At 66.4% G+C, this 23,497-nt stretch carries 16 protein-coding genes; 7 read left to right on the top strand and 9 right to left on the bottom strand.

Features of this window, described 5'->3' with window-relative positions:
* Positions 1–31 precede the first annotated feature (31 nt).
* The 8 genes from G6O68_RS15080 to G6O68_RS15115 all read right to left on the bottom strand — a co-directional run bounded on the left by G6O68_RS15080 (position 32) and on the right by G6O68_RS15115 (position 12,636).
* Positions 32–1,516: a type IV pilus modification PilV family protein gene (locus tag G6O68_RS15080; protein ID WP_165249171.1), complete on the bottom strand. Its 1,485-nt coding sequence runs from the start codon at positions 1,514–1,516 to the stop codon at positions 32–34.
* Complete coding sequence (locus tag G6O68_RS15085; protein WP_165249173.1) at positions 1,513–3,012, bottom strand: prepilin-type N-terminal cleavage/methylation domain-containing protein; 1,500 nt, start codon at positions 3,010–3,012, stop codon at positions 1,513–1,515. Before G6O68_RS15085 ends, G6O68_RS15080 begins: the two co-directional genes overlap by 4 nt.
* A 4-nt stretch (positions 3,013–3,016) precedes the next feature.
* Positions 3,017–4,696: a type II secretion system protein gene (locus tag G6O68_RS15090; RefSeq protein ID WP_165249175.1), complete on the bottom strand. Its 1,680-nt coding sequence runs from the start codon at positions 4,694–4,696 to the stop codon at positions 3,017–3,019.
* Between the two features lie 82 nt (positions 4,697–4,778).
* On the bottom strand, positions 4,779–5,963 hold the full coding sequence (locus G6O68_RS15095; RefSeq protein WP_165249177.1) for a type II secretion system protein: 1,185 nt from the start codon (positions 5,961–5,963) through the stop codon (positions 4,779–4,781).
* A gap of 133 nt (positions 5,964–6,096) precedes the next feature.
* Positions 6,097–7,341, bottom strand: coding sequence for a type II secretion system F family protein (locus G6O68_RS15100; RefSeq protein WP_165249179.1), 1,245 nt, complete (start codon positions 7,339–7,341; stop codon positions 6,097–6,099).
* Positions 7,342–7,406: 65 nt separating this feature from the next.
* Entirely contained in the window at positions 7,407–9,122 is a 1,716-nt protein-coding gene (locus G6O68_RS15105; protein ID WP_165249181.1) for a GspE/PulE family protein, read from the bottom strand.
* Between the two features lie 357 nt (positions 9,123–9,479).
* Positions 9,480–10,592 (bottom strand): type IV pilus twitching motility protein PilT, encoded by a 1,113-nt coding sequence (locus G6O68_RS15110; RefSeq protein WP_165249183.1) that lies wholly within the window; start codon positions 10,590–10,592, stop codon positions 9,480–9,482.
* A gap of 307 nt (positions 10,593–10,899) precedes the next feature.
* The gene (locus tag G6O68_RS15115) at positions 10,900–12,636 is read right to left on the bottom strand and encodes a GspE/PulE family protein (RefSeq protein WP_165249185.1); all 1,737 of its coding nucleotides are present in this window, start codon (positions 12,634–12,636) and stop codon (positions 10,900–10,902) included.
* A 472-nt stretch (positions 12,637–13,108) separates the two neighbouring features.
* Here G6O68_RS15115 and G6O68_RS15120 point away from each other — a divergent pair, with 472 nt between their 5' ends.
* The 3 genes from G6O68_RS15120 to G6O68_RS15130 all read left to right on the top strand — a co-directional run bounded on the left by G6O68_RS15120 (position 13,109) and on the right by G6O68_RS15130 (position 18,146).
* Positions 13,109–14,350 (top strand): PQQ-dependent sugar dehydrogenase, encoded by a 1,242-nt coding sequence (locus G6O68_RS15120; RefSeq protein WP_240911257.1) that lies wholly within the window; start codon positions 13,109–13,111, stop codon positions 14,348–14,350.
* A gap of 102 nt (positions 14,351–14,452) precedes the next feature.
* Positions 14,453–16,027 carry a UxaA family hydrolase gene (locus G6O68_RS15125; protein ID WP_165249187.1) on the top strand — a complete coding sequence of 525 codons (1,575 nt, stop codon included), beginning with the start codon at positions 14,453–14,455 and terminating at the stop codon, positions 16,025–16,027.
* A gap of 1 nt (position 16,028) precedes the next feature.
* Positions 16,029–18,146, top strand: a complete 2,118-nt coding sequence (locus G6O68_RS15130; RefSeq protein WP_165249189.1) for an ArnT family glycosyltransferase — start codon at positions 16,029–16,031, stop codon at positions 18,144–18,146.
* Positions 18,147–18,154: 8 nt separating this feature from the next.
* Here G6O68_RS15130 and G6O68_RS15135 read toward each other — a convergent pair whose 3' ends face one another.
* A complete protein-coding gene (locus G6O68_RS15135; RefSeq protein ID WP_240911264.1) occupies positions 18,155–19,462 on the bottom strand; it encodes a hypothetical protein in 1,308 nt (435 codons plus the stop codon).
* Between the two features lie 88 nt (positions 19,463–19,550).
* Here G6O68_RS15135 and G6O68_RS15140 point away from each other — a divergent pair, with 88 nt between their 5' ends.
* From G6O68_RS15140 to G6O68_RS15155, 4 genes are all read left to right on the top strand, one after another.
* Complete coding sequence (locus G6O68_RS15140) at positions 19,551–20,576, top strand: NAD-dependent epimerase/dehydratase family protein (protein ID WP_165249191.1); 1,026 nt, start codon at positions 19,551–19,553, stop codon at positions 20,574–20,576.
* Between the two features lie 543 nt (positions 20,577–21,119).
* Complete coding sequence (locus tag G6O68_RS15145; RefSeq protein ID WP_240911266.1) at positions 21,120–21,647, top strand: FHA domain-containing protein; 528 nt, start codon at positions 21,120–21,122, stop codon at positions 21,645–21,647.
* The gene (locus G6O68_RS15150; RefSeq protein WP_165249195.1) at positions 21,644–22,051 is read left to right on the top strand and encodes an FHA domain-containing protein; all 408 of its coding nucleotides are present in this window, start codon (positions 21,644–21,646) and stop codon (positions 22,049–22,051) included. The genes G6O68_RS15145 and G6O68_RS15150 overlap by 4 nt, the downstream gene beginning before the upstream one ends.
* Before the next feature lie 301 nt (positions 22,052–22,352).
* The gene (locus G6O68_RS15155) at positions 22,353–23,489 is read left to right on the top strand and encodes a hypothetical protein (protein ID WP_165249197.1); all 1,137 of its coding nucleotides are present in this window, start codon (positions 22,353–22,355) and stop codon (positions 23,487–23,489) included.
* The last annotated feature ends 8 nt before the right edge of the window (positions 23,490–23,497 follow it).

The raw sequence follows: 23,497 nt of genomic DNA on the forward strand, positions 1-23,497 counted from the left end.
GATCGTCGAGATCGGCGAATGGATCGATCAATCAGTGGATGACGATGGTCTGCGGGATGACGTTGACGACGTGGGGCGCGATCAGGGCCGCGTTCACGACCGCCGGGCTCGGCGTGGCGCCCGCGGTCATCGGCGTCCGGGCGCGGAGGGCCGAGTTGACCTGGACGATCATCCGGCGGAAGCCGCCGGTCACGTTGGGGTCGCCCGCGAAGCCCGGATCGACCACCGCCGGCGTCGTCTTCACGACCTGATACCAGAACGCCCGCTGCGCCGGGGTGTTGTCCCACTTGCCGCCGTTGAGCGGGTTCGGCACCCCGACGAAACGGCCAGTGTCGTCCGTCTGGACGACGGTGCCCTGGGTGTTGAGGGCGACGAGCTGCTGACGCTCGTAGGTGACGTCGCAGATCCAGTCGCCGGTCTTCACGATCGGGTCGGCCATCGTGGCGGGCCAACGCAGCAGCACGGTGCGGTCGGCCGCCGACCCATAGCCGACGGGCCCGAACGCCGCGACGTTCGTGCTGTAGCCGAAGACCGCCTCCACCACCGTCTCGTCGGCCGGCTTGACGATCGTCACGGAGGAGTCGAGCGGACTGGGCATCGATTCCAGGTCGAAGGCCCGGTTCTCATAGATCACCAGGTCCCCCTCGAAAGTGGCGGCGTTGCTGGAGCTGCCGAGCCGGCCGGTGAAGATCCAGGAGAACCGCCAGTCGTTGACCGACGCGCCGGTGCCGCTGATGGTCCGGTCTGGGAGGATCGGGCTCAGGTTCGACGGGTTGTTCATCTCGTTCCAGACCACGTCCTCCGGCGACACGAAGATCGACGGCACATTGTTGGTCGTCTGCATGAAATAGATCGGGAACGTGTTTCCAGCTCCATCGGTGTAAGTGGAGCGGACCCGGCCGTTGAAGTTCGTCAACCGCTGGAGCCCGTGGGCGCTCGGGGCGCCGCCGTCGGGATCGTTGCGGACGAAGCCGATCCCGGAGCCGAAGCGGGCCTCGGGTACCACGCCGGCCCCGGCGGGATCCTGCGGATACAGCGTCATCTTGTATCGCCAGAGCGGATCGTAGGCGAATGGGAGCCCGGCGCTGCCGCGGATATGGAAGAGGGAGTTGCCCGCGTCGAGCCCCACCAGGTCGGTCAAAGCGGCACCGGCGTAGACGTCCCCGCCGTAGCTCGCGGCGTCCTGCAGGAGCGGGTTGAAGAGGCCGTCCGGCGTCCTGACGCTGACCTGGCAAGGGTACCAGGAGCTGAAGCCCGCATAGAGGTTCAGCAGATCGGCATAAACGAACGACTGCGCGTTGACGAGGTTCCGCGCGGCCATGTCGGCGGCGGCCGACTCGAACAGGAGGGCCGAGCGTGACTGCCTCTGGGCCTCGCGGAGCCGCAGCAGGCCGATCGGGAACAGTGTGGCGATCGAGACCAGCCCGACCCCCAGGATCATGATCCCGATCAGGATCTCCGTCAGGGTGATGCCCGACCGGCCCGGCCGGTCGCGATGGTCGCCGGGGCGGATCATGGTGCGTCTCCCTGTTCGCCGAGCTGGGGCGCGTGGTAGGGCTGGTTCACGTTTGCCACGTTGAACAACGGGCGGTCGGTCGTGATCAGGTTCCCCGTCCGGGTGAAGAGCGTGAGCAGTCGCATCTCCCCCTTCAGGGACGGCAGCGTGGGATTCGAGCCCATCAGGACGTCGTACGCGTTGGGGGTGCCCCCGGCGTTCTGCCCCACCGGCATGGGGAGCAGGAAGGGGTAGCCGGAGACGAGGGGGACGGCCGACGGCGGCGTGGTCGACGTGTCCACCACCACCTCGGCCAGGTCGCTCCGCTCCGCCAGCCAGATGTGATAGAACGACGCCGCCATCCCATACGACGAGGGGCTCGAATACTGCATCGCCGGCACCACCTTCCCGGTGGAGTCGAGCAGGATGTCCACGGTCCCCGAGGAAGGGTCGACCGGCAGCCGCGAGCGCTCGCGCGTCGATAGGAATGAAGTCGTCAGGTCCACGACCACGTTCGAGGGAAGCACCGTCTCCCGCGCCCCCGGCGAGGGGACCGGGCGGCGGATGATCGTGTAGGGCACGCCGCCTTCGTGGAGGTCGCCGAATACCCCTCGAGTGACGGGGAGTCCCGCCGAATCCGCCGTGAACCCCGACGGCCAGTATTCCGGCTCCGACCATTCCCCGAGGTCGTCGATCAGGCCGTTGAGGTTGTTGTCGACGCCGTCCTGGCCGTTGTCGATGTAGCCGTCCTTGTCGTCGTCCACGCCGTTCACGACGAAGAGGATCTCGGGCTTGAAGGTGCTGGCGCCGCTCGGGGGGGTGCCGAACGTCGGTCCGTTGGCAGGGTCCATGTTGATGAACCCCTCGGGATTCGGCACGTCCACCGGCCCCACGACCGTGAAGAACGGCCCGGTGTTGTTGACCTGGATCTTGTCCCCCTTGCGGACGTTCCAGTACCAGGACGTCGGATTCTCATACGGATAGGTGTCTGAAATCGGCTCGTGAGTAAAGACGCCCTGGACGATCATCAGGACGTTGCCGTTGGGATAGACGTCGAACGAGGAGACCCCGGGGAAAGTCCCGTCCGGCGAGGGCGGAGTCACCCACGGCCACCCGCCCGTGAAGGCCGTCTGGAATCCCTGCCGGAACGCCAGGACGACCGCCCCCTCGCGGTACCCCGGCGGTTGCTCGATCGGGATGAACCGGTTCGAGGCCAGGGTTCGGAAGCGATTGATGCCGCCGGGCGAGCCCGGATCGATCCCGTTATAGGTCGTGTCCGGGAGGAAACGGATGCCGTGCGGCGTGTTGCTCCGCAGGGCCGAGTCGCGGGCGGCGATCAGGCCCCCCTGGACGATCCGGGCCGACTCGCTGACCTGGCGGTGGCTGATCGCCGGGATGATCACCGGGAGGGCGACCGCGGCGATGATGCCGACGATCAGCAGCACGACGAGCAGTTCGACCAGCGTGAAGCCGGGACGGGGCCGACGATCGGACGGCGGCGTTGTGGGGCGGTTCATGATCTCAGCCTCCCGATCCGGCGCTGGCGGTGACGGTGTGGTTGCTCACGTCGTCCTGGCCCGCGTCCCAGATCTGGAACGAAGGCCCGGTCGGGTTCAGGTTGAGGGTCGCCGGGATCGTCGGCGGCGAGCCGGTGAAGACTTCGCTGGGCTGGAACTGCGCGGCGTTGTTCTCGAACGAGATCAGGCCGGCGACCGCGTCGCGGACGGTGCCCAGGGAGAGCGGGTTGGGATACATCGCCACGCCGAGTTGCTGGTCCGGCCCCCCCGAGAGGATCAGGGGCTTGCTGGAGAAAGCCCGACGATACCCGAGCCCCGGGATGCCGCCGCGATCCCAGTACTTGCCGCCGTCGGTCGGCGAGGCGGTCGAGTACTCCATCGGCTCGGTGAGCCTGTGGAAGTAATGCTCGAAGCTCAGGACTCCGAGGCTGGAGTTGATCGGGCTCCCCGGCGGCGTGAGGGCCGGGCCGGTGAGCTGCGGATACGCGGCGTTCTGCGATTCCAGCCACCACGAGGGGGACATGAGGTTCTGGTTCGGGTCGAGCGCGTCCTGCTCGCGGGACTCGAAGATCGAGGCGTAGGGGCGGAGGAACCGGAGCGGGGCGGTGGAGTCGGTGAGGTCGGGGCCGATGTTCTGGCCGCGCTGGGAGTCGGAGTGGTAGAAGAGCGGCCAACGGAAGAACTGGAGCGGCTTGCCCCAGGCGTCGACGAACTCGGGCAGGCCGTCACCGTCGGTGTCGCGGACCTCGCGGTCGCTGAAGTCGTCCGCGTTGAAGATCGAGCCCAGGGGCCCCTGCCCCTCGACCAGCAACGCGTAGAGCATCTCCGAACGGGCCGTCTCGTGCGTGTGCTGGCTCAGTCGGGCAAGGACGTCGGCCTCGTTCGAGGAGTCCACGCCCTCCCCCCACTCGTCGATCAAGCCATTGCCGTTGTTGTCGACCAGGTCGTAGCCCGCGGGCAGGTAGCCGAGATTCTTGTAGATGCCCGCCGCCACCGCGTAGGAGGCCCCGTAGATCCCCCGGCCGGTCAGGCCGAGCTGGGGGTTCGATGAGTAGAAGACTCCGTTGTCCAGATTGCCGTCGCCATAGCCGGGCACCCACGCGCCCGCACCGTTGCGAGGCCCCTGCACCGCATGGCCCAGCGGCAGGATGAAGTTGCCCTGGGCCGTGATCGGGGTCCCCGGGTAGGGCTGCGAGGCGAAGTCGATGGGATAGTCCGTCGCGGCCGGCGTGCCCGAGAGCCCGGCCTGGATCACGAACACGTCGGGCATCTCGCTCTTCATGTAGTCGGCCGTGGCGAACGCCAGGGCTCGGCCGGTGGTCCGGACCTTCGTGGAGGGGTACTCCGAAGGGAGCAGCAGGGCCGGCGGGGTCATCCGCGGGAGGCCGTCGTCCTCGGTCCCGCCGAGGTACACCCCGCCCAGATAGCCGTGGCTGAAGTTGGGGTCGGGACGGAGCTGCATGAGGGCGTCGAGGCGGTCGTTGAGGCCCGACTCCAGCTTCAGGATGAGGGCCTGGGTGGCTCGGACCTCGGCCTGGCGGATGCCGTCGCGCGAGGCGATCAGGATGAACGTGACGAGGATCCCGATGATCGTCATGACGATCATCAGCTCGATGAGCGTGAACCCGCGCCTCGGGGGGGCGCCCCGCGGGTCGAGGATCGTCTGTCGGGGAGGGGTCGTCATGTTCGCATCCATCTCCGGCCTTCGCGACGGGCCCGGGACGTTCCCGAGCCCGCGTGGGGATCCAGTAAGCCAGGTCCGCCGATCAGTCGAGCCGGCCGCCGTGGAAGTTGGTCAGGTTGTCCTTCTCGCGGCTCCGAACGTTGGCCTCGTTGAGCGGCGTGCCGTCGGACTTGACGGTGTTCGCCGCGTCGTAAGGCAGCACGCCGGTCGTCGCGTTCGGCTTGTACTGCCCCCCCGGCCCGAACTGCCCGTCGACCCCGGAGGAGATGAGCTGATAGGTCTGGGGGTTGACGTAGCCCACCGTCGCCGCGTTCGTGGTGGAGGTCGTGTACGGGTTCGGCGACGGCGAGACCGCCAGGTTGGAGGTCGTCGGGCTCGCCGAGGTCCGCACGGGGAACCGGACGTTGAACCGCGAGAGGATCGGCGCGACCAGGTTGCCGTCCGCCTCGGTCGGGAAGTTGACGTCGTTGGGGTCGTAGGCGTTGTTGCCGTAGGAGCTGAAGTAGGCGATGAAGTTGATCTGGTCGTTCCCCAGCGAGTTCCCGAGCGAGTCCAGGTAGCCCGGGAACGCCAGCGGGTCGGCCGGGTTCACCGCCTGGAGACGTTCGGCGGAGAACTCGAAGGTCGGCGTCTCGCGATTGGCGCTCACGAAAGAGGCGGGCTGGGCCGCGTCGACGCGCGAGGCGGGGATGAACGGGTTCGTGGGGTTTTTGGCGAATCCGGTCATGCTGAAGCCGGTCTCGGTCTTCTGGGGGAGGCCGCCGAGGAAGAAGACCAGGGCCTGGTGGCCTTCGAGGATGTAGGGGGTGGCGAAGTCCCGGACGCCGTTGCCGTTGAAGTCGTACCACTGGCTGTCGGTGGCCGTCCACACGGCGCCCGAGGTGCTGAAGTTGACCTTCGGGAAGAGCTTCCGCATGTACATCAGCGAACGCTGGGCGAGCTGGCCGCGGGTCATGTCGGCCGAGCCGTTCGCCGGGGCAAGGGCGGCGGCGTCGCCGGTCTGGAAGTAGCCATTCTCGTACAGGATCACGCGGCTGGGGGGGTAGTCGCCCCTCGCCGACTTGAACGACGCGAGGGCCTGGTCGATCTGCTTGATGTTGGCCGAGGCGGCGGTGTTCTTGGCCGTCCGGACCGCCCCGTTGATCGCCGGCAGGAGGAGGGCGATCAGGATCGAGAGGACGACGAAGACGACCAGCAGCTCCACCAGCGTGAAGCCGCGCCGGTCGGGGCCGGTCGGGGTGCGTCGGCGGGTCGAGGGGCGAGTCATCGGTCCGGGCCTCCGGGGAGCCGGGGCGAGGGCGAAGGCCGTCGCGGCGGGTCCGTTCTCATATCAAAGTATGACGCTTCGCGAAAGTTTCAAGCGTCGGGCCGGATCCGCCGGCCCGACGCGGGGCCCGGCCTCAGCCCGAGAGCTTGGTGATCAGGGTGATCAGCGGGAGGAACAGGGCGATGACGATGAAGCCGACGATGCCGCCGAGGACGACGATCATGATCGGCTCGAGGAGGCTGACGAGCGACTCGACCGCCACCTCTACTTCCTCGTCGTAGTTGTCGGCGATCTTGTTGAGCATGGTGTCCAGGTCGCCCGTCTCCTCGCCGACGTCGATCATGTTGACGACGATGTCATCGACGATCCGCGCCTCGCGGAGCGGCTGGGCGATCGTCTCGCCCTCGCGGATGCTCTCGTAGATGCGGGTGAACGCCCGCTCGAACACGGCGTTGCCGGCCGTCTCGCGGACGATCGAGAGCGCCTCCAGGATCGGCACGCCGGACTGGACGAGGGTGCCGAGGGTCCGCATGGTCCGGGCCACGGTCGACTTCTCGGCGATCGTCCCCATGACCGGGATCATGAGCAGGACGCGGTCGCAGACGTAGGCGCCGGTCTTGTTGCGGTAGAGGAGCTTGATGAACATCCAGATGAACAGGGGCGTCAAGAACACGATGTAGAAGTACTTGATCAGGAAGTGGCTGGCCTCGATCAGGACCTTCGTCATGTTCGGCAGGGGGACGCCGAAGTCGTTGAAGATGGCCTCGAACTTGGGGATGATGAAGTAGAGGATGAAGCCCACGATCACGCAGGCGACGAAGATCACGACGATCGGGTAGACCATCGCGCCCTTGATCTTCCGCTTCAGCGACTGGGCCTTCTCCTTGAAGTCGGCGAGGCGCTGGAGGATGGCCTCGAGGGCGCCGCCGGCCTCGCCCGCCTTGATCATGTTGCAGTAGAGCCGGTCGAAGGCCTTGGGGTGCTTGGCGAAGGCCTCGGAGAGGGTCTGGCCGCTCTCGATGTCCTCCACCACGTCGCCCAGCGCGTTCTTGAGCACGCCCGGCTTGCACTGGCCTTCGAGGATCTTGAGGCTGCGGAGGATCGGCAGGCCGGCGTCCTGGAGCGTGGAAAGCTGCCGCGTGAAGGTGCAGAGCTGCTTGGTCGAGATCCGGCCGATCGTGAACGACTTCTTCTTCCGCCGGCCCCCCTTCTTGGCCGTCGCCGACTTGCGGGTCTTCTTGGCCTTCTCGGAGATCTTGGTGACGAAGAAGCCCTTCTGGCGGATGAGCTGCTGGGCCTCTTCCTGGGTGGCGGCGTCGATGGCGTCCTTCACCTCGCGCCCGGTGTGGTCCATCGCTTCATATTGGAACGTCGGCATCGGCTTTCTCCTGCCGCGGGCGTTGGTGCGTGGTTCGTCGTGTCCGCGTGGGGTGGTTCGGGGCGTCAGACCTCGGTCATCGTCTCGCGCATGATCTCTTCGATGCTGGTCCGGCCCTCGTGGATCGCCTCGAGTCCGGCCTCGCGGAGGGTCTTCATGCCGTACCTGCGGCAGGCCTCGCGGAACTCGTCGAGCGAGACCTCGGCCACGATCATCTCGCGGAGGATGTCGTTCATGACGATCAGCTCGTAGATCCCCTGCCGGCCCTTGTAGCCTGTGTTGTTGCAGCGGTCGCAGCCCTTGCCGTAGAACCATTTCTGGCCCGCGGCCTGCTCCGGCGTCAGGCCCAGCTCCATGATCACCTCGGGGCTGGGCATGAACTCGGTCTTGCAGTTGACGCAGAGCCTCCGCACGAGTCGCTGGGCCAGCACGGCCTCGACGGTGGCGGTGATGAGGAACGTCGGCAGCCCCATGTCGCGGAGCCGAGTGACGGCCGAGGGGGCGTCGTTCGTGTGCAGCGTGGTGAAGACGACGTGGCCGGTGAGCGACGCCTGGATCGAGATCTCGGCCGTCTCCAGGTCGCGCGTCTCGCCGACCAGGATCTTGTCCGGGTCTTGCCGCAGGATCGACCGCAGGCAGGCCGCGAAGGTCACGCCGATCTCGGGATTGATCGGGACCTGGACCAGGCCCTCGATCTCGTACTCGACCGGCTCCTCGGTCGTGATGATCTTGTCCTCGATCTTGTTCAGCTCGTTCAGAGTGGCGTAGAGGGTGGTCGTCTTGCCCGAGGAGGTGGGCCCCGTCACCAGGATGATGCCGTTGGGCTTCTCGATGACCTCCAGCCAGCGCGTCAGGGTGTCGCCCGGCATCCCCAGCCGCTTGAGGTCGAGCTGCACGACCGAGCGGTCGAGGATCCGGAGCACCACGCTCTCGCCGAACATGGTGGGCAGGGTCGAGACCCGGATGTCCACGCTGTTGCCGCCGAGGGCGAGCTGGATCTTGCCGTCCTGGGGGAGCCGACGCTCGGCGATGTCGAGGTTGGACATGACCTTGATGCGGCTGGAGATCGCCGGCGCCAGGTGTCGCGGCGGCGGGACCAGCTCGTACAGGATGCCGTCCACCCGGTACCGCATCTTGTACTCTTCCTCGAAGGGCTCGAAGTGGATGTCCGAGGCCTTGTCCTTGATCGCCAGCAGCAGCACCATGTTCAGGAGCTTGCGCACCGGCGCGGCGTCGGCCATCTCCTCGATGGCCTCCAGGTCGATGGTGTTCTCGTTCCGCCCGGCCATCTTCTGCAGGCCCTTGTCCTGCTCGATCTGCTTCACCACGTCCTGGATCGACTCGTGGTGGCCGGCGTAGATCCGCTCGATCGCGGCGGTCACCTCGGCCTCGGTCGAGACGACCCCCTTCACCGGCACCCCCAGGAAGAGGCCCAGGTCGGCCAGGGTCGAGGGGTTCTGAGGCTCGGCCATGGCCACCGTGACGCTCTTGTCCTTCTTGCTCTGCGAGATCGGCACGACCTTGAAGGCGGTCGCCATACCCTCGTTGACCAGCTCGGTCAGCTCGGCGGGGATCGTCGTCTCCCCCAGCCGAATCACCTTCATCCCGAGCAGCTCGCCCAGCGCCTTCTGGACGTGGTCCTCCTTGGCCAGGCCCAGCCGGACGATCACCTTGCCGATCAGCTCGCCGGCGCCGCGCTTCTGCTCCTCGAGGGCGCGCATCAGCCCTTCCTCGTCGAGGTAGCCCATGTCGACCATGATCGTGCCGAGCCGTCGCGCCATGCCCTCGCCCCCGATCGATTCACGCGCGGGACGTCCCCGGGAGGCCCCAGGGGGCCCCCTTCCACGCCTCGTCGTCGGACCTGTCTGTCGTTGGTGTCGAAGAGAAGAAGATCGCGAGGGGCCGGAGCGGGCCCGCTCGCTTCGCGTCGCGGATGGTCTGGGATTCTCGTGGCGGTCCGGCGGAGGCCGGCCGCGGAGGCCGGCGTCGAATCCGCCGCAAGCCCCGATCACCCTTGAGGTCCAATCGTGCTTGAACCTATTTCAACGTGTACATCTCAGATACTCGGACCCGGACGCCGTGTGACACGCCGAGCCGGGCCGTTCGCCGTTCGGAGCGACCTGGGAGGCCGCCCTCGATCACTCCTCGCCTTCCTCCTCGCCCTCCTCCTCGTCGAAGATGCCCTTCTTGGCGTTCTCGATCCGCTCGCGGAGTTCGTTGACCTTGCGCGACTTGTAGAGGACCTCCTGCTCCTCGACGAGGCCCTGCTTCCAGAGGTTGAACAGGCTGTCGTCGAGCAGGATCATGCCGTGCTTGCGGCCCGTCTGGATCGAGGAGTCGATGCGGTACGTCTTGTTTTCGCGGATCAGGTTCGAGATGGCCGGCGTCACCACAAGCATCTCATAAGCGGCCACCAGCCCCTTGGGCTTCCTGGGGATGAGCGCCTGGGCCAGCACGCCGATGATCGCCACCGACAGCTGAGTACGGATCTGGTCCTGCTGCTCCTTGGGGAAGACGTCGATGATCCGGTTGACCGTCCCTTCCGCGGAATTCGTGTGCAGGGTCCCGAAGACGATGTGGCCGGTCTCGGCCGCCGTGATGGCGGCCTGGATCGTCGCCAGGTCGCGCATTTCGCCGACGAGGATGATGTCGGGGTCCATACGAAGGGCCCGGCGGATGGCCTCCGGGAAGTCGGGCACGTCGATCCCGATCTCGCGCTGGTTCACAAGCGACTTCTCGTGCTTGTGGAAATACTCGATCGGATCCTCGATCGTGATGATGTGCCGGTCCATGTTGTGATTGATCCAGTTGATCATCGAGGCCAGGCTGGTCGTCTTGCCCGAGCCCGTGGGCCCGGTGACCAGGATCAGGCCGCGAGGCCGCTGGATCAGCTCTTCCATGACGGCCGGCAGGCCGAGCTGCTGGAACGTGAGGAATTCGTTCGGGATTCGACGGAGCACCAGCCCGATATTGCCGCGCTGTTTGAAGACGGCCACGCGGAACCGGGCCATCTCGCCGAAGGCGAAGCCGAAGTCCGTGCCGCCGACCTCTTGAAGCTCCTGCTGGCAGCGTTCCGGCGTGATGCTCTTCATCAGCGCCACGGTGTCGGGCGGCTCGAGAACCTTCGTGGCCAGGGGGCGCATGTGCCCGTGCAGCCGAAGCATGGGCTGGCTGCCGACCGTCAGGTGCAAGTCGCTGGCCCGCTGCGTGCAGACCGTTTGGAGGAGTTTGTCGATGAGGATCGTGCCCATGCCGCCACTGGCCTCCCCTGATTTGCGATGGATCGTCGACTGGTCGTCGGATCGACTTCTTGCTGGAGTTGACTTTGTCCTGAAGACCAGGCGTCCATCGAATTCCTGAGGTCCGTGCGGAAGTTAGGCGAGCGAGCCCTAAACCTCTCGGCCTGTCTCATTATTTCGATCTGGCACGACTGGATCAAGCGCGCAAGTCCTTGGAATGCTCCCATTCTCGCCGCCTCGGCTCGATCCGGAGGCCCACGGGAAGGGTCCTTGCGCGATCCTTCCGAGACCTGATCGGCTCGAATCCCGCCCGGGTAAACTACTTTTTCTCGGCGGCCGGCTGGGGAGTGGGCTGCGCGTCATGCTGAGTGATGCGTAGGACCTCGTCCAGGGTCGTGATGCCCTTGATGGCCTTGATCACGCCGTCCTCGAACAGCGTCCGCATCCCCTGCTTGCGTGCCACTTTACGGATCGCCATCGTCGACTCGCCCTTGAAGGCCATCTCGCGGACCTGGTTGCTCATGATCATCAATTCGTAGATGCCGAGCCGGCCCCGATAGCCCTTCTTGTTGCAGTTCGAGCAGCCCTTGCCCTTGGCGAAGTTCGCTTTCTTGGCCAGCTCGGGACGCAGCCCGAGACCCGCCAGAACATGGGCCGGAGGCTCGTATCGGACCTTGCACTTGGGACAGACCTTCCGCACCAAGCGTTGAGCCAAGACTGCAAGCACGGAGCTGGCTACGAGGAAGGGCTGGATACCGACGTCGACCAGGCGTGTAATGGCACTGGGCGCATCGTTCGTATGCAATGTACTGAAAACCAAGTGTCCGGTCAGCGACGCTTGAATGGCCGTCTCCGCGGTCTCCAGATCGCGGATTTCGCCCACCAGCAGGATGTTCGGGTTCTGCCGAAGCATCGCCCGGATGATGCGGGCGAAGGTCATCCCGATCTTCGCTTTCACCTCGCACTGGTTCACACCGGGCAGGTAGTACTCGACCGGATCCTCGGCCGTGATGATCTTGACGTCGGGCCGGTTGAGTTCATTTAGCGCGGCGTAGAGGGTCGTAGTCTTGCCGGACCCGGTAGGTCCGGTGACCAAGAGGATGCCGTTGGGCCTGCGGATGAGCTGCTTGAACTTGCCGAAGTCGTCGTCCGAGAACCCCAGGTCCTGGAGGCTGACCTTGATGTTGTCCCGGTCCAGGATCCGCATGACGACCGACTGGCCATGCGTGGTGGGAAGGATGCTGACCCGCAGGTCGATATCCTTGCCCGCGACGTTGATCTTGATGCGGCCGTCCTGGGGTCGACGCTTCTCGGCGATGTCGATCGACCCCATGATCTTGAGGCGGCTGACCATCGCGCCGAGCAGTCGGCGAGGGGCCGAGTCGCGTTCCATGAGCACGCCGTCGACCCGGTAGCGGATCCGGACCCGCTCGGCGAACGGCTCGATGTGGATGTCCGACGCACGGCTGCGGACGGCCTCCTCAATGATGAGGTGGACCAGCCGGATGACGGGGGCGTCCCCTTCTTCCAGGGTATTGGTCGTGCTCCGTTTGCCCCCTTCCCCGTCCTCCATGAAGTCCATCTGCGTGTCGGTCCACTCGCCGAGCATCGTATCGACCGACTCGGTCTCGCCGGCGGACCCGCCGTAATACTTGTTGATAGCCTCGATGATGGCCTCACGGGGGGCGAGTGCGACCTCGATCTCCCGGTTGAGGACGAATCGGAGCTTCTCGATCGTCTCGAAGCCCATCGGGTCGTGCATGATGACGCGGATCGAGCCGTTGGCCTCGGCCATCGGCATGACGATGTTCTCACGGGCGAGGGACTCGGGGACCTTGCTGATCACCGAGGCCGGGATCTCGACCTCGCGAAGCTCGACGTACTGGAGGCCGTGCTGCTCGGCCTTGGCCTTGGTCACGTCGGTGGCGTCGGCGTACCCGAGCTTGACGAGCGCGTCCTCGACGTCCCCTCCGGAGCGCTCCGCCTCCTTCAGTTGATCGGGGCCGATCACGCCGCGTCGGATGAGGATCTCGGTCCAATCTCGACTCTTGGCCATGACGACACAACTCCCAAGAGGGTTACCAGGCGGGCGCGGGAAGAGCGATCGGCCCGCGTCACGCGGCCGACGTCGCCGAGACGGCGTACGAAGGACCGAGCGACGGGGGCCCGATACTATGGCGTAACGTCAAGTACGGATTCAAGAAGCAAGGCGTGACGGCGACGATCGACCTCGGTCGTCCCGCCCGTGTTCCCGACGAAGGAAATGTATCGGAATCGAAGTTGCTCGCTTCAAAGTAACAGAGCGAAATTTCCCCATCAAGCAATTCCTATGGAATTCGACGACCCGAGATCCGCCTGCGAGGGCGGTGCCGACGGCTTGACTTGCGACCGCGGCCACCTCACCTTGAATTGTCGGCGCGGCCCTCGCCGACTCCACCGCCGTCGCGATTGGAAACGGGCCACAACCGGAGATCAAGCCTTTGCATCCCCTTCCCACGATGACTTCGACTCAGTCCCGATCCCGCGGCTTGCGGGCCGCCTCCGTCGTCTGCCTGGCGCTGGGCCTGACCTCGACGATCCCGGCGTTCGGCGAGGCTCCCGAAGGGACCAAGGCGAGCCGGCTGCCGAAGGCGGCGACGCGAGTCGCCTATCCCAACCTCCGCTTCGACCGACCGGTCGCCCTGGCCTACCCCGCCGAGGATCCCAGCCGCTTCTTCGTCGCGGAGCAGCATCAGGCGAAGATCTGGTCGTTCCCTTCGAGCCCCCGCGACGGGTCCGAGAAGAAGCTGTTCCTGCAACTCCCCGATCCGATCAACAAGGGGAATGAGGAAGGACTCCTCGGCCTCGCCTTCCATCCCCGGTACAAGGAAAACGGTCAGTTCTTCGTCTACTACTCGGCGAACGACGGGCCGGAACGGCGGTCGGTGGTCTCGCGATTCAACGTCTCGTCCGACGACCCTCAGAAGGCCGACCCGGCGAGCGAGAAGCGGATCTGGGTCTCCGACGTCGACAAGTGGGAGAACCACAATGGCGGGACGATCCTGTTCGGGCCCGACGGGTTCCTCTATATCACGCTCGGCGACGGCGGCGCCGGCGGCGATCCGCTCTCGACCGGCCAGAATCCCAAGGACTGGTTCGGCTCGATCCTGCGGATCGACGTCGACCATCCCGCGCCGGGGAAGGCCTACGGCATCCCGGCCGACAACCCGGCGGTGAAGTCGAAGTCCCACGCCTACTGGGCGCCGGAGGTCTTCGCGATCGGGCTGCGAAACGTCTGGAAGTTCAGCTTCGACCGCCAGACCGGCGACCTCTGGGCCGGCGACGTCGGCCAGAACCTCTACGAGATGGTCCACAAGATCGACTCGGGTGGCAACTACGGGTGGAGCATCCGCGAGGCCTTCCACGCCTTCGAACCTCAGCGACGGCAGAAGGCGGACCCCGCTTCGAAGATCCAGCCTCCTCTGGCCGAGTATCCCCACACCCCGACGGCGGATCGCCCCGACTCCGGCCTGAGCATCACCGGCGGGTACGTCTACCGCGGCGAGGCCATCCCGGAACTGAAGGGCTGCTACGTCTACGGCGACTACGACTCGGGCCGCATCTGGGGCCTGAAGTACGAAAACGGCAAGGTCACGGCGAACGGCGAGATCGTCGACGTCACTCCGCGGACCAAGCTGAACATCACGTCGTTCGACGAGACGCCGGAAGGCGAACTGCTGATCCTGGCCTTCGACGGCCGGATCCACGAGTTGGTCCCGGCGTCCGACTGAAGCGGAATTCGGGGGGCCAGCCGGAGCCGATTCGGTCCGCCCTCCGCCCGCGACCCGGCCTTCCTTGGAGGGCCGACGACTTCCTGCCGCGAGGGACAGCAGATGGCGACCGCTACGGGATCGGGACCGATCAGGGCCATCTTGCTCAGAGACGACGATGACGTGGCGGTGGCCCCCGCGCCGATCCCGGCGGCGGGGCGAGTCGAAGTTCGGGGCTCGACGATCGAGGCCAGGGCGCCGATAGCCCTTGGCCACAAGATCGCCGTCCGCGACGTCGTCGAGGGTTCGCCGGTGCGGAAGTACGGCCAGGTGATCGGATTCGCCTCGAAGCCGATCCGGGTCGGGGATCACGTCCACGTCCACAACCTCCGCGCCGACCTGTTTGAGCGCGATTACGCGTTCGCCTCGGAGTCGGCGCCAGGTCGAAACGCGGACGCTCCCCGAACCTTCCGGGGTTTCCTGAGGCCCGACGGTCGCGTGGGCACTCGGAACTACATCGCCGTCGTCAGCACCGTGAATTGCTCAGCGAGCACCTCGCGGTACATTTCCGAGCGATTCCGAGGGCGGGACTTCCGGCGGACGCATCCGAACGTCGACGGCGTCTTTGCGATCACCCACAAGGGGGGCTGCGGGCTGCCTTTCGAAGGAAGCGACCACCAGATCCTCGAACGCGTGCTGGCGGGCTTCGTGAACCATCCGAACGTCGCGGCCTACGTCCTCGTGGGCCTGGGATGCGAGGGTGCCTACGCCCAGCACCTGATCGAGACCCAGCACCTGCGGCTCGGCCCCGCGCCCGGGAAGAAACCAGGGTCTTCGAGCGCACCGCCTCGGGTCTTCACCATCCAAGAGGAGGGGGGGGTCTCGCGGACGGTCGAGGCGGCTGTCGCGGCCGTCGAGGGGCTCCTGCCGGCGGCGGCGGGCTGGCGAAGGACCGAGCAGCCGGCGTCGAAGCTCTGCCTGGCGCTCGAATGCGGCGGATCCGACGGCAATTCCGGGGTGACGGCCAATCCCGCGCTCGGGGTGGCGTCGGACCTCGTGATCGCCCAGGGAGGGTCGGCCGTGCTCGGCGAGACGACCGAGATCTACGGCGCCGAGCACCTGCTGACCCGTCGCGCCGTCTCAGAGGCGGTCGGCCGGAGGCTCGTCGATCGGATCAAATGGTGGGAGTGGTATACCGGCGTCTTCGGGGCGCAGATCAACAACAATCCCTCGCCGGGGAACAAGGCGGGGGGGCTCTCGACGATCTATGAGAAGTCGCTGGGGGCGCTCGCGAAGGCGGGCTCCAGCCCCCTGGTCGACGTGCTCGGATACGCCGAACCCGTCGGCGGGCCGGGCCTCTTCTTCATGGATACGCCCGGGTACGATCCGGTCTGCACGACGGGCCTCGTGGCCGGGGGGGCGAACGTCCTGGTCTTCACGACGGGACGCGGGAGCGTGCTGGGACTGAAGCCGACCCCCTGCATCAAGGTGGCGACGAACACGCCGATGTACGAGAGGATGAAGGACGATATGGACCTGGACGCGGGGACGATCCTCGGCGGCGAATCGGTCGAGGGAGTGGGGCGCCGGCTGTTCGACCTGATCCTGGACGTCGCGAGCGGCGAGCCCACGCGCAGCGAGCGGGTCGGGATGGGCGAGGATGAATTCGCCCCCTGGACCATCGGGCCGACCCTCTGACATGAACAACCGTGAAAGAGCCCCCGGAGGCTCCACCACGTCGGCCAGCCCCCCCGCCCCGCGGCTCGGCCTCCTGGGACGCAGCGGCTGGCCGCTGGTGATCCTCGCCCTGATCGAGCTGGCCTGGCTGGGCTGGTTCCTCTCGGAGCCGCTCCCCAACGCCCCCTCGCCGAGAGGGGCGATCACGCGCGGGATCTTGCTGCTGGACTCGGTCCCCGGGATCGTGCCGGGCGTCACCCTCCAGGATTCCCTGGTGGGGAAGGCCGTCGAGGAGCTGAGCCACCTCGGCAATCTCCCGCAACGCGCGCCGATCGTGGCGGCCGCGGCGCTGATCGCGCTGGCCGCGATGGGGATCGGCGACTGGCTCCTTCGGAAAGCCCGGATGGAGGCGGCCTGCGGCGTCGCGACGCGGCTGGCGATCGACTACGCGCTCGGGACAGTCGTGCTGGGCCTCGCGACGTTGGTCGTCGGCCGGTTGTTCATCCCGAACGTCTGGCTGGTCCGACTGGCGCTGGCGGGGGCGGCCTTGGCGGGCGCTTACGCCTCAAGGTTCTGGCGATGGGATCTCCCACGCCTCGATTCGAGCGCGGCGATCGCCGGTGCGGTCGTCTCGCCGTTCGTCGTCATGATGCTCCTGGGCTCGATGCTTCCGGCGATCGATTTCGACGTTCTGGAGTATCACCTCCAGGGCCCCAAGGAGTACTACCAGAACGGCCGAATCGCCTTCCTGCCTCACAACGTCTACACGAACATGCCGTTCGGCGTGGAGATGCTCCACCTCCTCGGGATGGCGGTCTCGGGCGACTGGTGGTGGGGCGGGCTCGTCGGCCAGTTCCTTGTCGCCCTCTACGCCCCGTGCGCGGCGGTGCTGATCGCCTCGACCGCGAGTCGGCTGGGGACCTGGCGAGCGGGATGCCTGGCGGCGATCGTCTACCTGACGACCCCCTGGATCTATCGCCTCGGAGTCATCGCCTACGTCGAAGGCCCCCTGTGCTGCTTCCAGGCCGCCTTGTTGTGGGCCTTCGTGCGGGGCCGTCAGGATCCCAGGCCTTCCACGGGTCGTCACTGGGCCATGCTCGGCTTCCTCGCGGGCGGGGCTATGGCCTGCAAGTACACGGCGATCCTGCCCTCGGCGATCCCGTTCGGGATACTCGGCCTGGTCGCCGCCTGGCGCGACCGCTCTCCTCGGGCGGTCCTCGCGTTCATCCTGGGCTGGGCCGTGGTGATGGGCCCCTGGATGTTCAAGAACGTCGTGGACACGGGAAACCCCGTCTATCCGCTCGCTTCCCGGATCTTCGGCGGCCGCGATTGGACCGACGCCCGCGAACTCCAGTGGAATCGGGCGCACGGCCCTCGGCCGATCACCATGCCGCTCTTCCGGTATTCGGTGAGCGAGATCGTCGGCCGTTCGGACTGGCAGTCGCCGTTGTATGCGGCCTTCGTCCCCCTGGCCTTCCTGAACCCCAGGTCACGTCGAGTCGCGGGCTGGTTGTCGCTCTACCTGGCCTGGATGTTCCTTACGTGGTGGTTCCTGACGCACCGGCTCGATCGTTTCTGGCTGCCGATGCTCCCCACCGCCGCCATCCTGGCCGGCCTTGGGGCCGACTGGACGAAATCGCTCGCCTGGCGATTCGTGAGGGCGGGAGTGCTGGCGTTGGCCGTCGCCACGAACCTCGCCTACACCTCCACCGCCCTCGCCGGGCTGAACGAGTGGACGGGCGACCTGGACTTCTTGCGCGCCGACATCCCTCGGCGCCTGAACGGCCCCCTCGCGGCGATCGACGCCAATTTGCCCGAGGACGCGAGGATCCTCCTGGTGGGCCAGGCGGCGGTCTATCACCTCCGGCACCCGGTCCTCTACAACACCGTCTTCAACCCCGAATTGATCGAGACGATCGCGGCCGGCAAGTCCCCCGTCGAGTTCCGCGAGGCGCTTCGCGAGCGCAAGGTCACGCACGTCTACGTCGACTGGAAGGAGATCCGGCGCCACCGCGACCCGGCCGGCTACGGATTCACCGACTTCGTGACGGCGGCGCGATTCAACGAGTGGGTCGCCGCCGGCGTCCTCGGCAGGCCGAAGGCCGTCGGCATGGAACAGGACCTCTACGAGGTGCTCTGACCCCGACCTCAGGGCGCGCCCGCCTGCTCCACGAGCTTGAGCGCCTGCTCGATGAGGATCTCGCCCGTCTCCTCGCCCAGCGACGTCCGCGAAATGTACTCATATCTCGGGAAGCTGTGGAAATCCACTCGCGACAGGATGTAGCCGAAGGCGTCGTTGGTCAGTCCGAACAGCATGTTCTGCGCGCCGCCCATCTTCCGCTTGAGGTAGAAGCCGACGTTCGGCAAGGCCTCTCCGGGTACGGTGAGGATCCGGGCGTCTCCCAGTTCGACGAGATTGAGCCGGGTCGAGATGGACCGGTCCCCGTGGGGATAGTTCAGCGGCGAGCCCAGGACGGCCCCCCACATCAGGTCGGACGTGACGGGGAACTGGACGATGCTGGAGTGGCAGGCTAGTTTCGGGTCGTCCTGCGGAGTCGCCTCGGCGACGATCCGGATCGCCTCAGAGGCCATCAGGCGGCCGATCCGCAGACACTCCTCCCAGCTCCGCGCGTCTTTCCAGTAGCCCCGGGCGAGGTCGCTCGGCTGATCCAGGAGGCGGTTGTCCGCGGTCACCATCCCCCCCTGGGCGCCGTTCATGAAGAGGGCGACGCCCCCGGTCTCGGCCTCGATCGTCTCGCAGAGCGGCCCGACGAGGTCCGGGCTCAGGATGCCGATGTCGTTGCCGAGCACCTCGGGATGGATCGCGTAATTCACCAGGGTGGCGATCGATCGGCCGTCCGGCGTGCTCGCGCGGATCACGCTCATCCGGCGGTCGTAGAGGTCCGGTGCGTAGTAGTTGTAGGCGATCTTCCCTCGGGCCTCGCCGGTTGCGACCTGGAGTCGGGCCGGTTCGAGGCGATCGAGCGCCTGGTTCAAGGCCTCGGCGGCCCGGTCGCACACGGAGTCGATATACGCCAGGTCCCCGGCGTGCCCCCCCTTGCCGTCGGGCAGCGCGTAGCAGTCCGGGGCGCTGTGCGTGTGAGTCGAGCCGATCAGGACGTTCGATCCCGGGATCCGGGGGACCTTGGCTCGCACCCGATCGCCCAGGACGGAGGGGAAGCCGAGCAGATCGAGGGCCACGACGCCGACCGTGACTTCCCCCTTGCGGAGGACCAACGCCCGCGCCGTGAGATCGCCTCGTTTCTCCCGGGCGGGCTTCGTCGGCCCCATGCCGCCGGAGACGGGGAGGAGCGGATCGGGGGTGATGACCCGGACGGCCGCGCCTGCTAGAATCTCGCACCGGGCCGGCGAGGCAGCCGTGCTCAAAAGCATCGGGATGCAGGCCGCCCACGCGACGACGCGTGGGTCGAGAATGCGATTTCCGAATCGGGTCATCGCGTTTTCTCCCAGGGTTTGAAATGATGCGTCCGCTTCGACGAGCCCATGCTACTAGGCGCCTGAAGCGAAGGATAGAAGGAGTCGCATGAGCGGGCTATCCACCGTGACGGGCGGCGCGGGATTCATCGGCAGCCACCTCGTCGACCATCTCACGTCTCTCGGACGCCGGGTCCGAGTGGTCGAGCGGCCGGGGGCCGACGTGGCCCATCTGCCGCCCGGCGTCGAGGTGATCTTCGCCGACATCCGACGCCGCGAGGGGCTCGATCAGGCCCTGAGCGGCAGCCGGTTCGTCTATCACCTGGCGGCGAATCCGAACCTCTGGGTCCGAGACCGCCGGGAGTTCGAGGCCGTGAATCACCAGGGAACCGTGAACGTCCTGGAGGCCGCCCTTCAGGCCGGCGCGGAGCGAGTCCTGCATACCAGCACCGAGAGCATCCTGACGAAGGCTCGGGCTTCCGGCCCCATCGACGAAGACGTCCGGATCGAGGAGAGCGACGCCGTCGGCCCCTACTGCCTCTCCAAGCTGCGGGCCGAGAACTACGCGATGGGCCTCGCTCGCGCCGGGAAGCCCGTCGTCGTCGCGAACCCGACCATGCCCGTCGGCCCCGGCGACCGGGGGTGCTCGCCCCCCACCCGCCTGATCCGCGACTTCTGCGGCGGGTCCCTGCCGGCGGTCATGGATTGCACCCTGAACCTGATCGACGTCCGGGACGTGGCCGTCGGCATCGCTCGCGTCCTGGAAGTCGGCCAGCCCGGTCGTCGACACCTCCTGGGAGGGACCAACCTCGCGCTCGTCGATCTGCTGCGCATCCTGTCCGAATTGACGGGCGTCGCGATGCCACGCTGGCGAGTTCCTTATGGAGTCGGCCTGGCGTTTGCGTATCTCAGCGAGCTGTGGGCCAACCAGGTCTCCGGCGTGGCGCCGAGAGCGAGCGTCACCGGGCTTCGGCTGACGCGTCGAATCATGCATTTCGACGCATCGAGAACCCTGATGCAGATCGATCTCACTCCCCGACCGATTCGAGAGTCCCTGGCCGACGCCGTGGATTGGCTCCGCCGCGACGACGAACTCGGAGCTCTGAAGCTCCAGCAAGCAATCCCAGGATCCTGACGGTTGGAGTGCCGACGTCGACTCGATCGGAAACCGACGGAAGCTCAGCCGCGATTTCGGCGTTCTTTCGAGGAGCGAAATCCCCCCGTCCGCACTCACCCTTCCGCTCGCGACGAACCCCAACCGAAGTCGTCCGATCTCCTCGAAGGAAATCATCCAAAAAACCGATCGATAACCTAGGTGGGAATCTGGAGAGGACTGATGGTTTGCAGGCTCGAATTCGACAAGATTCCGATCGATTAGGCGCGTTTCTAATCACAACCTGACGCCTTGACGTCAGATTGCAAAAAACCGAAAGTTTTCTTGTCGTCTTCAGCTGGCGATCACGGTTTCCTAGGAGATACGAAGAAATCCCTGTCTCGCCCATAGCGAAAGGGCCGGCTGGGTGATGATGAATGTCGACACGCTTGGGTCGGGGGTTTTTCTGGTGGATCGGCGCGACTTCCTTCGTTTATAGTGGATTCATGCCCTGTCCTGGGGAGGAACTTCATGATCCTTCGCCATGGCGTCGTCCGAGGATCAAGCCCCATGATCGCCCGTCTCGTGGCCCTCGACGAAGGTCCAGATATCAGCCTGGATCGCGCCATGGTCGTCGTGGGGAGACATCCTGCGTGCGACGCGCGACTGGATTCCTTGAGGGTCTCCCGCCACCACTGCTGCATGACGCACGACAGTGGGGACGTCTTGGTCCGGGATCTGGGCAGTACCAACGGTATCCGGATCAACGGCCAACGCGTCGAGATGGGCCGGCTCAAGGCCGGCGACGAGCTTTCGATCGCTCACATCCGCTATCGCCTCGACGACGGCCTCGGCCATGATCGGACGCTCGCAGAATCCTCTTCCGCCGAGGCGCTCGATCTCGCCGCCTCCCCCGACGGCACTTCCTCGGTCGAGCCCTGCCCCCCCTTCCCGGCAGAGGAGAACGCGTTGGCTGCCGCGGTCCGGAAGATGCTGCCCTCTTCCGTGGCCGAACGATGTCGAATCCAGGTCATCGTGAGGATGGACGACGAGTCCGACGACTCGACCCCGGTCGGGATGTCAAGTTCCCATGCCGAGAAGTCTTCGGAATGACGCTCAAGCTGCGCCCCCTGGTGAAAGGCAACGGCCCGACCGTGGTCCTGCAGCGGCCGATCTATCTCGTCGGACGCCATCCGGAGTGCGACCTCCGTCTCGATCAGCCGAAGGTCTCTCGTCGGCATTGCTGCCTCGCCCTGGCCTACGACCGCCTCTTGATCCGGGACCTGGGCAGTCGCAACGGAGTTCGGGTGAACGGCCGGGACGTCATCGAGTCGCAGCTGTTTCGCGGCGACGAGGTCGCCATCGGCCCGCTCATCTTCCTCGTCGAGGAGGAAGCCCCCCCGGGCGGTGCCCCCGCCGCTCCTTCGCCCTCCAGGCAGACGACCCCGGACGCCGACGCCGACGCCGACGCCGAGAAGTCGCCCGAGATCGACCTTGTGCCTCTGGACGACGTCTGAACGCGATTTCCCGCGTCCGAGCGGCCGGCTGCGACGCAACCTCGGGAACTGGAAGGTCCCGCCGGCACTCGGTTCGATGTGCGAGGGGGTGCATCGTGTGGATTTCCGATTTGGCGGTGTTATAGTTCGAAAAACGGTCTAGCATGAAGGATTGCCCCGCCTGGACGACCGCCCGTCGCGGTCCCGGAGTGGGACCAACGGCGATCCCCCGCGTTGTTGCGTATGGGGCCGTGCCGGACTCCTGCTAAGCGTCGATCGACCTCGCTTCGCCGCCGCTGACATCACCTCGAGAGGCAAAAGCATGATGAAACGAACGATCCCCGCCCTGGGACTGGCGCTCGCCCTGTCGTTCTCGCCCGCGGACGCCCGGGCCCAGTGGGGCTACGGCATGTACCCCGGAGGCTACGGGGGCTACGGCTGGGGCGGGTGGGGCGGTGCCGGCTCGACCGTGGGCGGCAGCGTGGCCCAGGGCCTCGGCATGTTCAACATGGGCGCGGGCGTCTACAACGAGAAGACCGCCGTTGCGAACTCGATCAACACCGACACGGTGATGCGCTGGAATCAGTACGTCTACGAGTCGCAAAAGGAAGCCACCCGGCAGTACTACGGCCGTCGCGACGCGAGCATCGCCCGCGACAAAGACGCCTTCAACGCCCAGATGGATCGGATCCACACCAATCCGAGCGCCCGCGACATCCAGCAGGGCGATGCGCTGAATGCCATCCTCGATCAGCTTTCCGACCCGCGGATCCCGCCCTCGGCCCTGAGGACCGTCGACGCCCCCGTCGACGCCCAGCTCATCCGTCAGATCCCGTTCGTCAACGCCTCCGAGGCGATCACGATCAGCCTGGCGAAGCTTCGCGACGCCTCCGTGTGGCCCGCCCGGCTCCGCGATCCCCGCCTCGCGCCCGAGCAGAAGGACTTCGAAAAACTCGTCACGCAGGCCCGCAAGGAGAACGAGGCGGGAGAGATCTCGAACGAGACCCTTGAACAGCTCCGCGGCGTGGCCCAGCGTATCAAAAGCAAGCTCGCGGAGATGCCGCTCGAGAACAAGCGCGAGGACATCGACGCCCAGAACTTCGCGAAGACGCTCGTCGCCATGGTCCGACTGCTGGAGAAGCCCGAGGTCGAACACGTCCTCAACGAACTGAAGAACATCGAGAAGACCAACGTCGGCAACCTGCTCGGCTTCATGCACACCTTCAACCTGCGCTTCGGCCCCGCCAACACGCCCCCGCAGCGGTCCGCCTACTCCGAACTCTTCCCGACGATGGACGGGGTCCGCGACAAGCTGCTGGCAGAGCTGAAGCTCGACAACAACCAGACCCCCTCCTACAAGGCCCAGCCCCACGACTTCTTCTCGGCCATGGGCGACGAGTACATCGACCGCAAGAAGAATCCGGCACCCGCTCCCGCCCCGCCGACCCCGCAGCCCTGACGGTCGAC

This window comes from Paludisphaera soli (genome assembly GCF_011064595.1).
GTDB lineage: Bacteria > Planctomycetota > Planctomycetia > Isosphaerales > Isosphaeraceae > Paludisphaera > Paludisphaera soli.

Coding starts and splice junctions, on each gene's coding strand:
- G6O68_RS15080 (WP_165249171.1), bottom strand. CDS start 1,516: ATGATCCGCCCCGGCGACCATCGCGACCGGCCGGGCCGGTCGGGCATC.
- G6O68_RS15085 (WP_165249173.1), bottom strand. CDS start 3,012: ATGAACCGCCCCACAACGCCGCCGTCCGATCGTCGGCCCCGTCCCGGC.
- G6O68_RS15090 (WP_165249175.1), bottom strand. CDS start 4,696: ATGACGACCCCTCCCCGACAGACGATCCTCGACCCGCGGGGCGCCCCC.
- G6O68_RS15095 (WP_165249177.1), bottom strand. CDS start 5,963: ATGACTCGCCCCTCGACCCGCCGACGCACCCCGACCGGCCCCGACCGG.
- G6O68_RS15100 (WP_165249179.1), bottom strand. CDS start 7,341: ATGCCGACGTTCCAATATGAAGCGATGGACCACACCGGGCGCGAGGTG.
- G6O68_RS15105 (WP_165249181.1), bottom strand. CDS start 9,122: ATGGCGCGACGGCTCGGCACGATCATGGTCGACATGGGCTACCTCGAC.
- G6O68_RS15110 (WP_165249183.1), bottom strand. CDS start 10,592: ATGGGCACGATCCTCATCGACAAACTCCTCCAAACGGTCTGCACGCAG.
- G6O68_RS15115 (WP_165249185.1), bottom strand. CDS start 12,636: ATGGCCAAGAGTCGAGATTGGACCGAGATCCTCATCCGACGCGGCGTG.
- G6O68_RS15125 (WP_165249187.1), top strand. CDS start 14,453: ATGGCGACCGCTACGGGATCGGGACCGATCAGGGCCATCTTGCTCAGA.
- G6O68_RS15130 (WP_165249189.1), top strand. CDS start 16,029: ATGAACAACCGTGAAAGAGCCCCCGGAGGCTCCACCACGTCGGCCAGC.
- G6O68_RS15135 (WP_240911264.1), bottom strand. CDS start 19,462: ATGACCCGATTCGGAAATCGCATTCTCGACCCACGCGTCGTCGCGTGG.
- G6O68_RS15140 (WP_165249191.1), top strand. CDS start 19,551: ATGAGCGGGCTATCCACCGTGACGGGCGGCGCGGGATTCATCGGCAGC.
- G6O68_RS15150 (WP_165249195.1), top strand. CDS start 21,644: ATGACGCTCAAGCTGCGCCCCCTGGTGAAAGGCAACGGCCCGACCGTG.
- G6O68_RS15155 (WP_165249197.1), top strand. CDS start 22,353: ATGATGAAACGAACGATCCCCGCCCTGGGACTGGCGCTCGCCCTGTCG.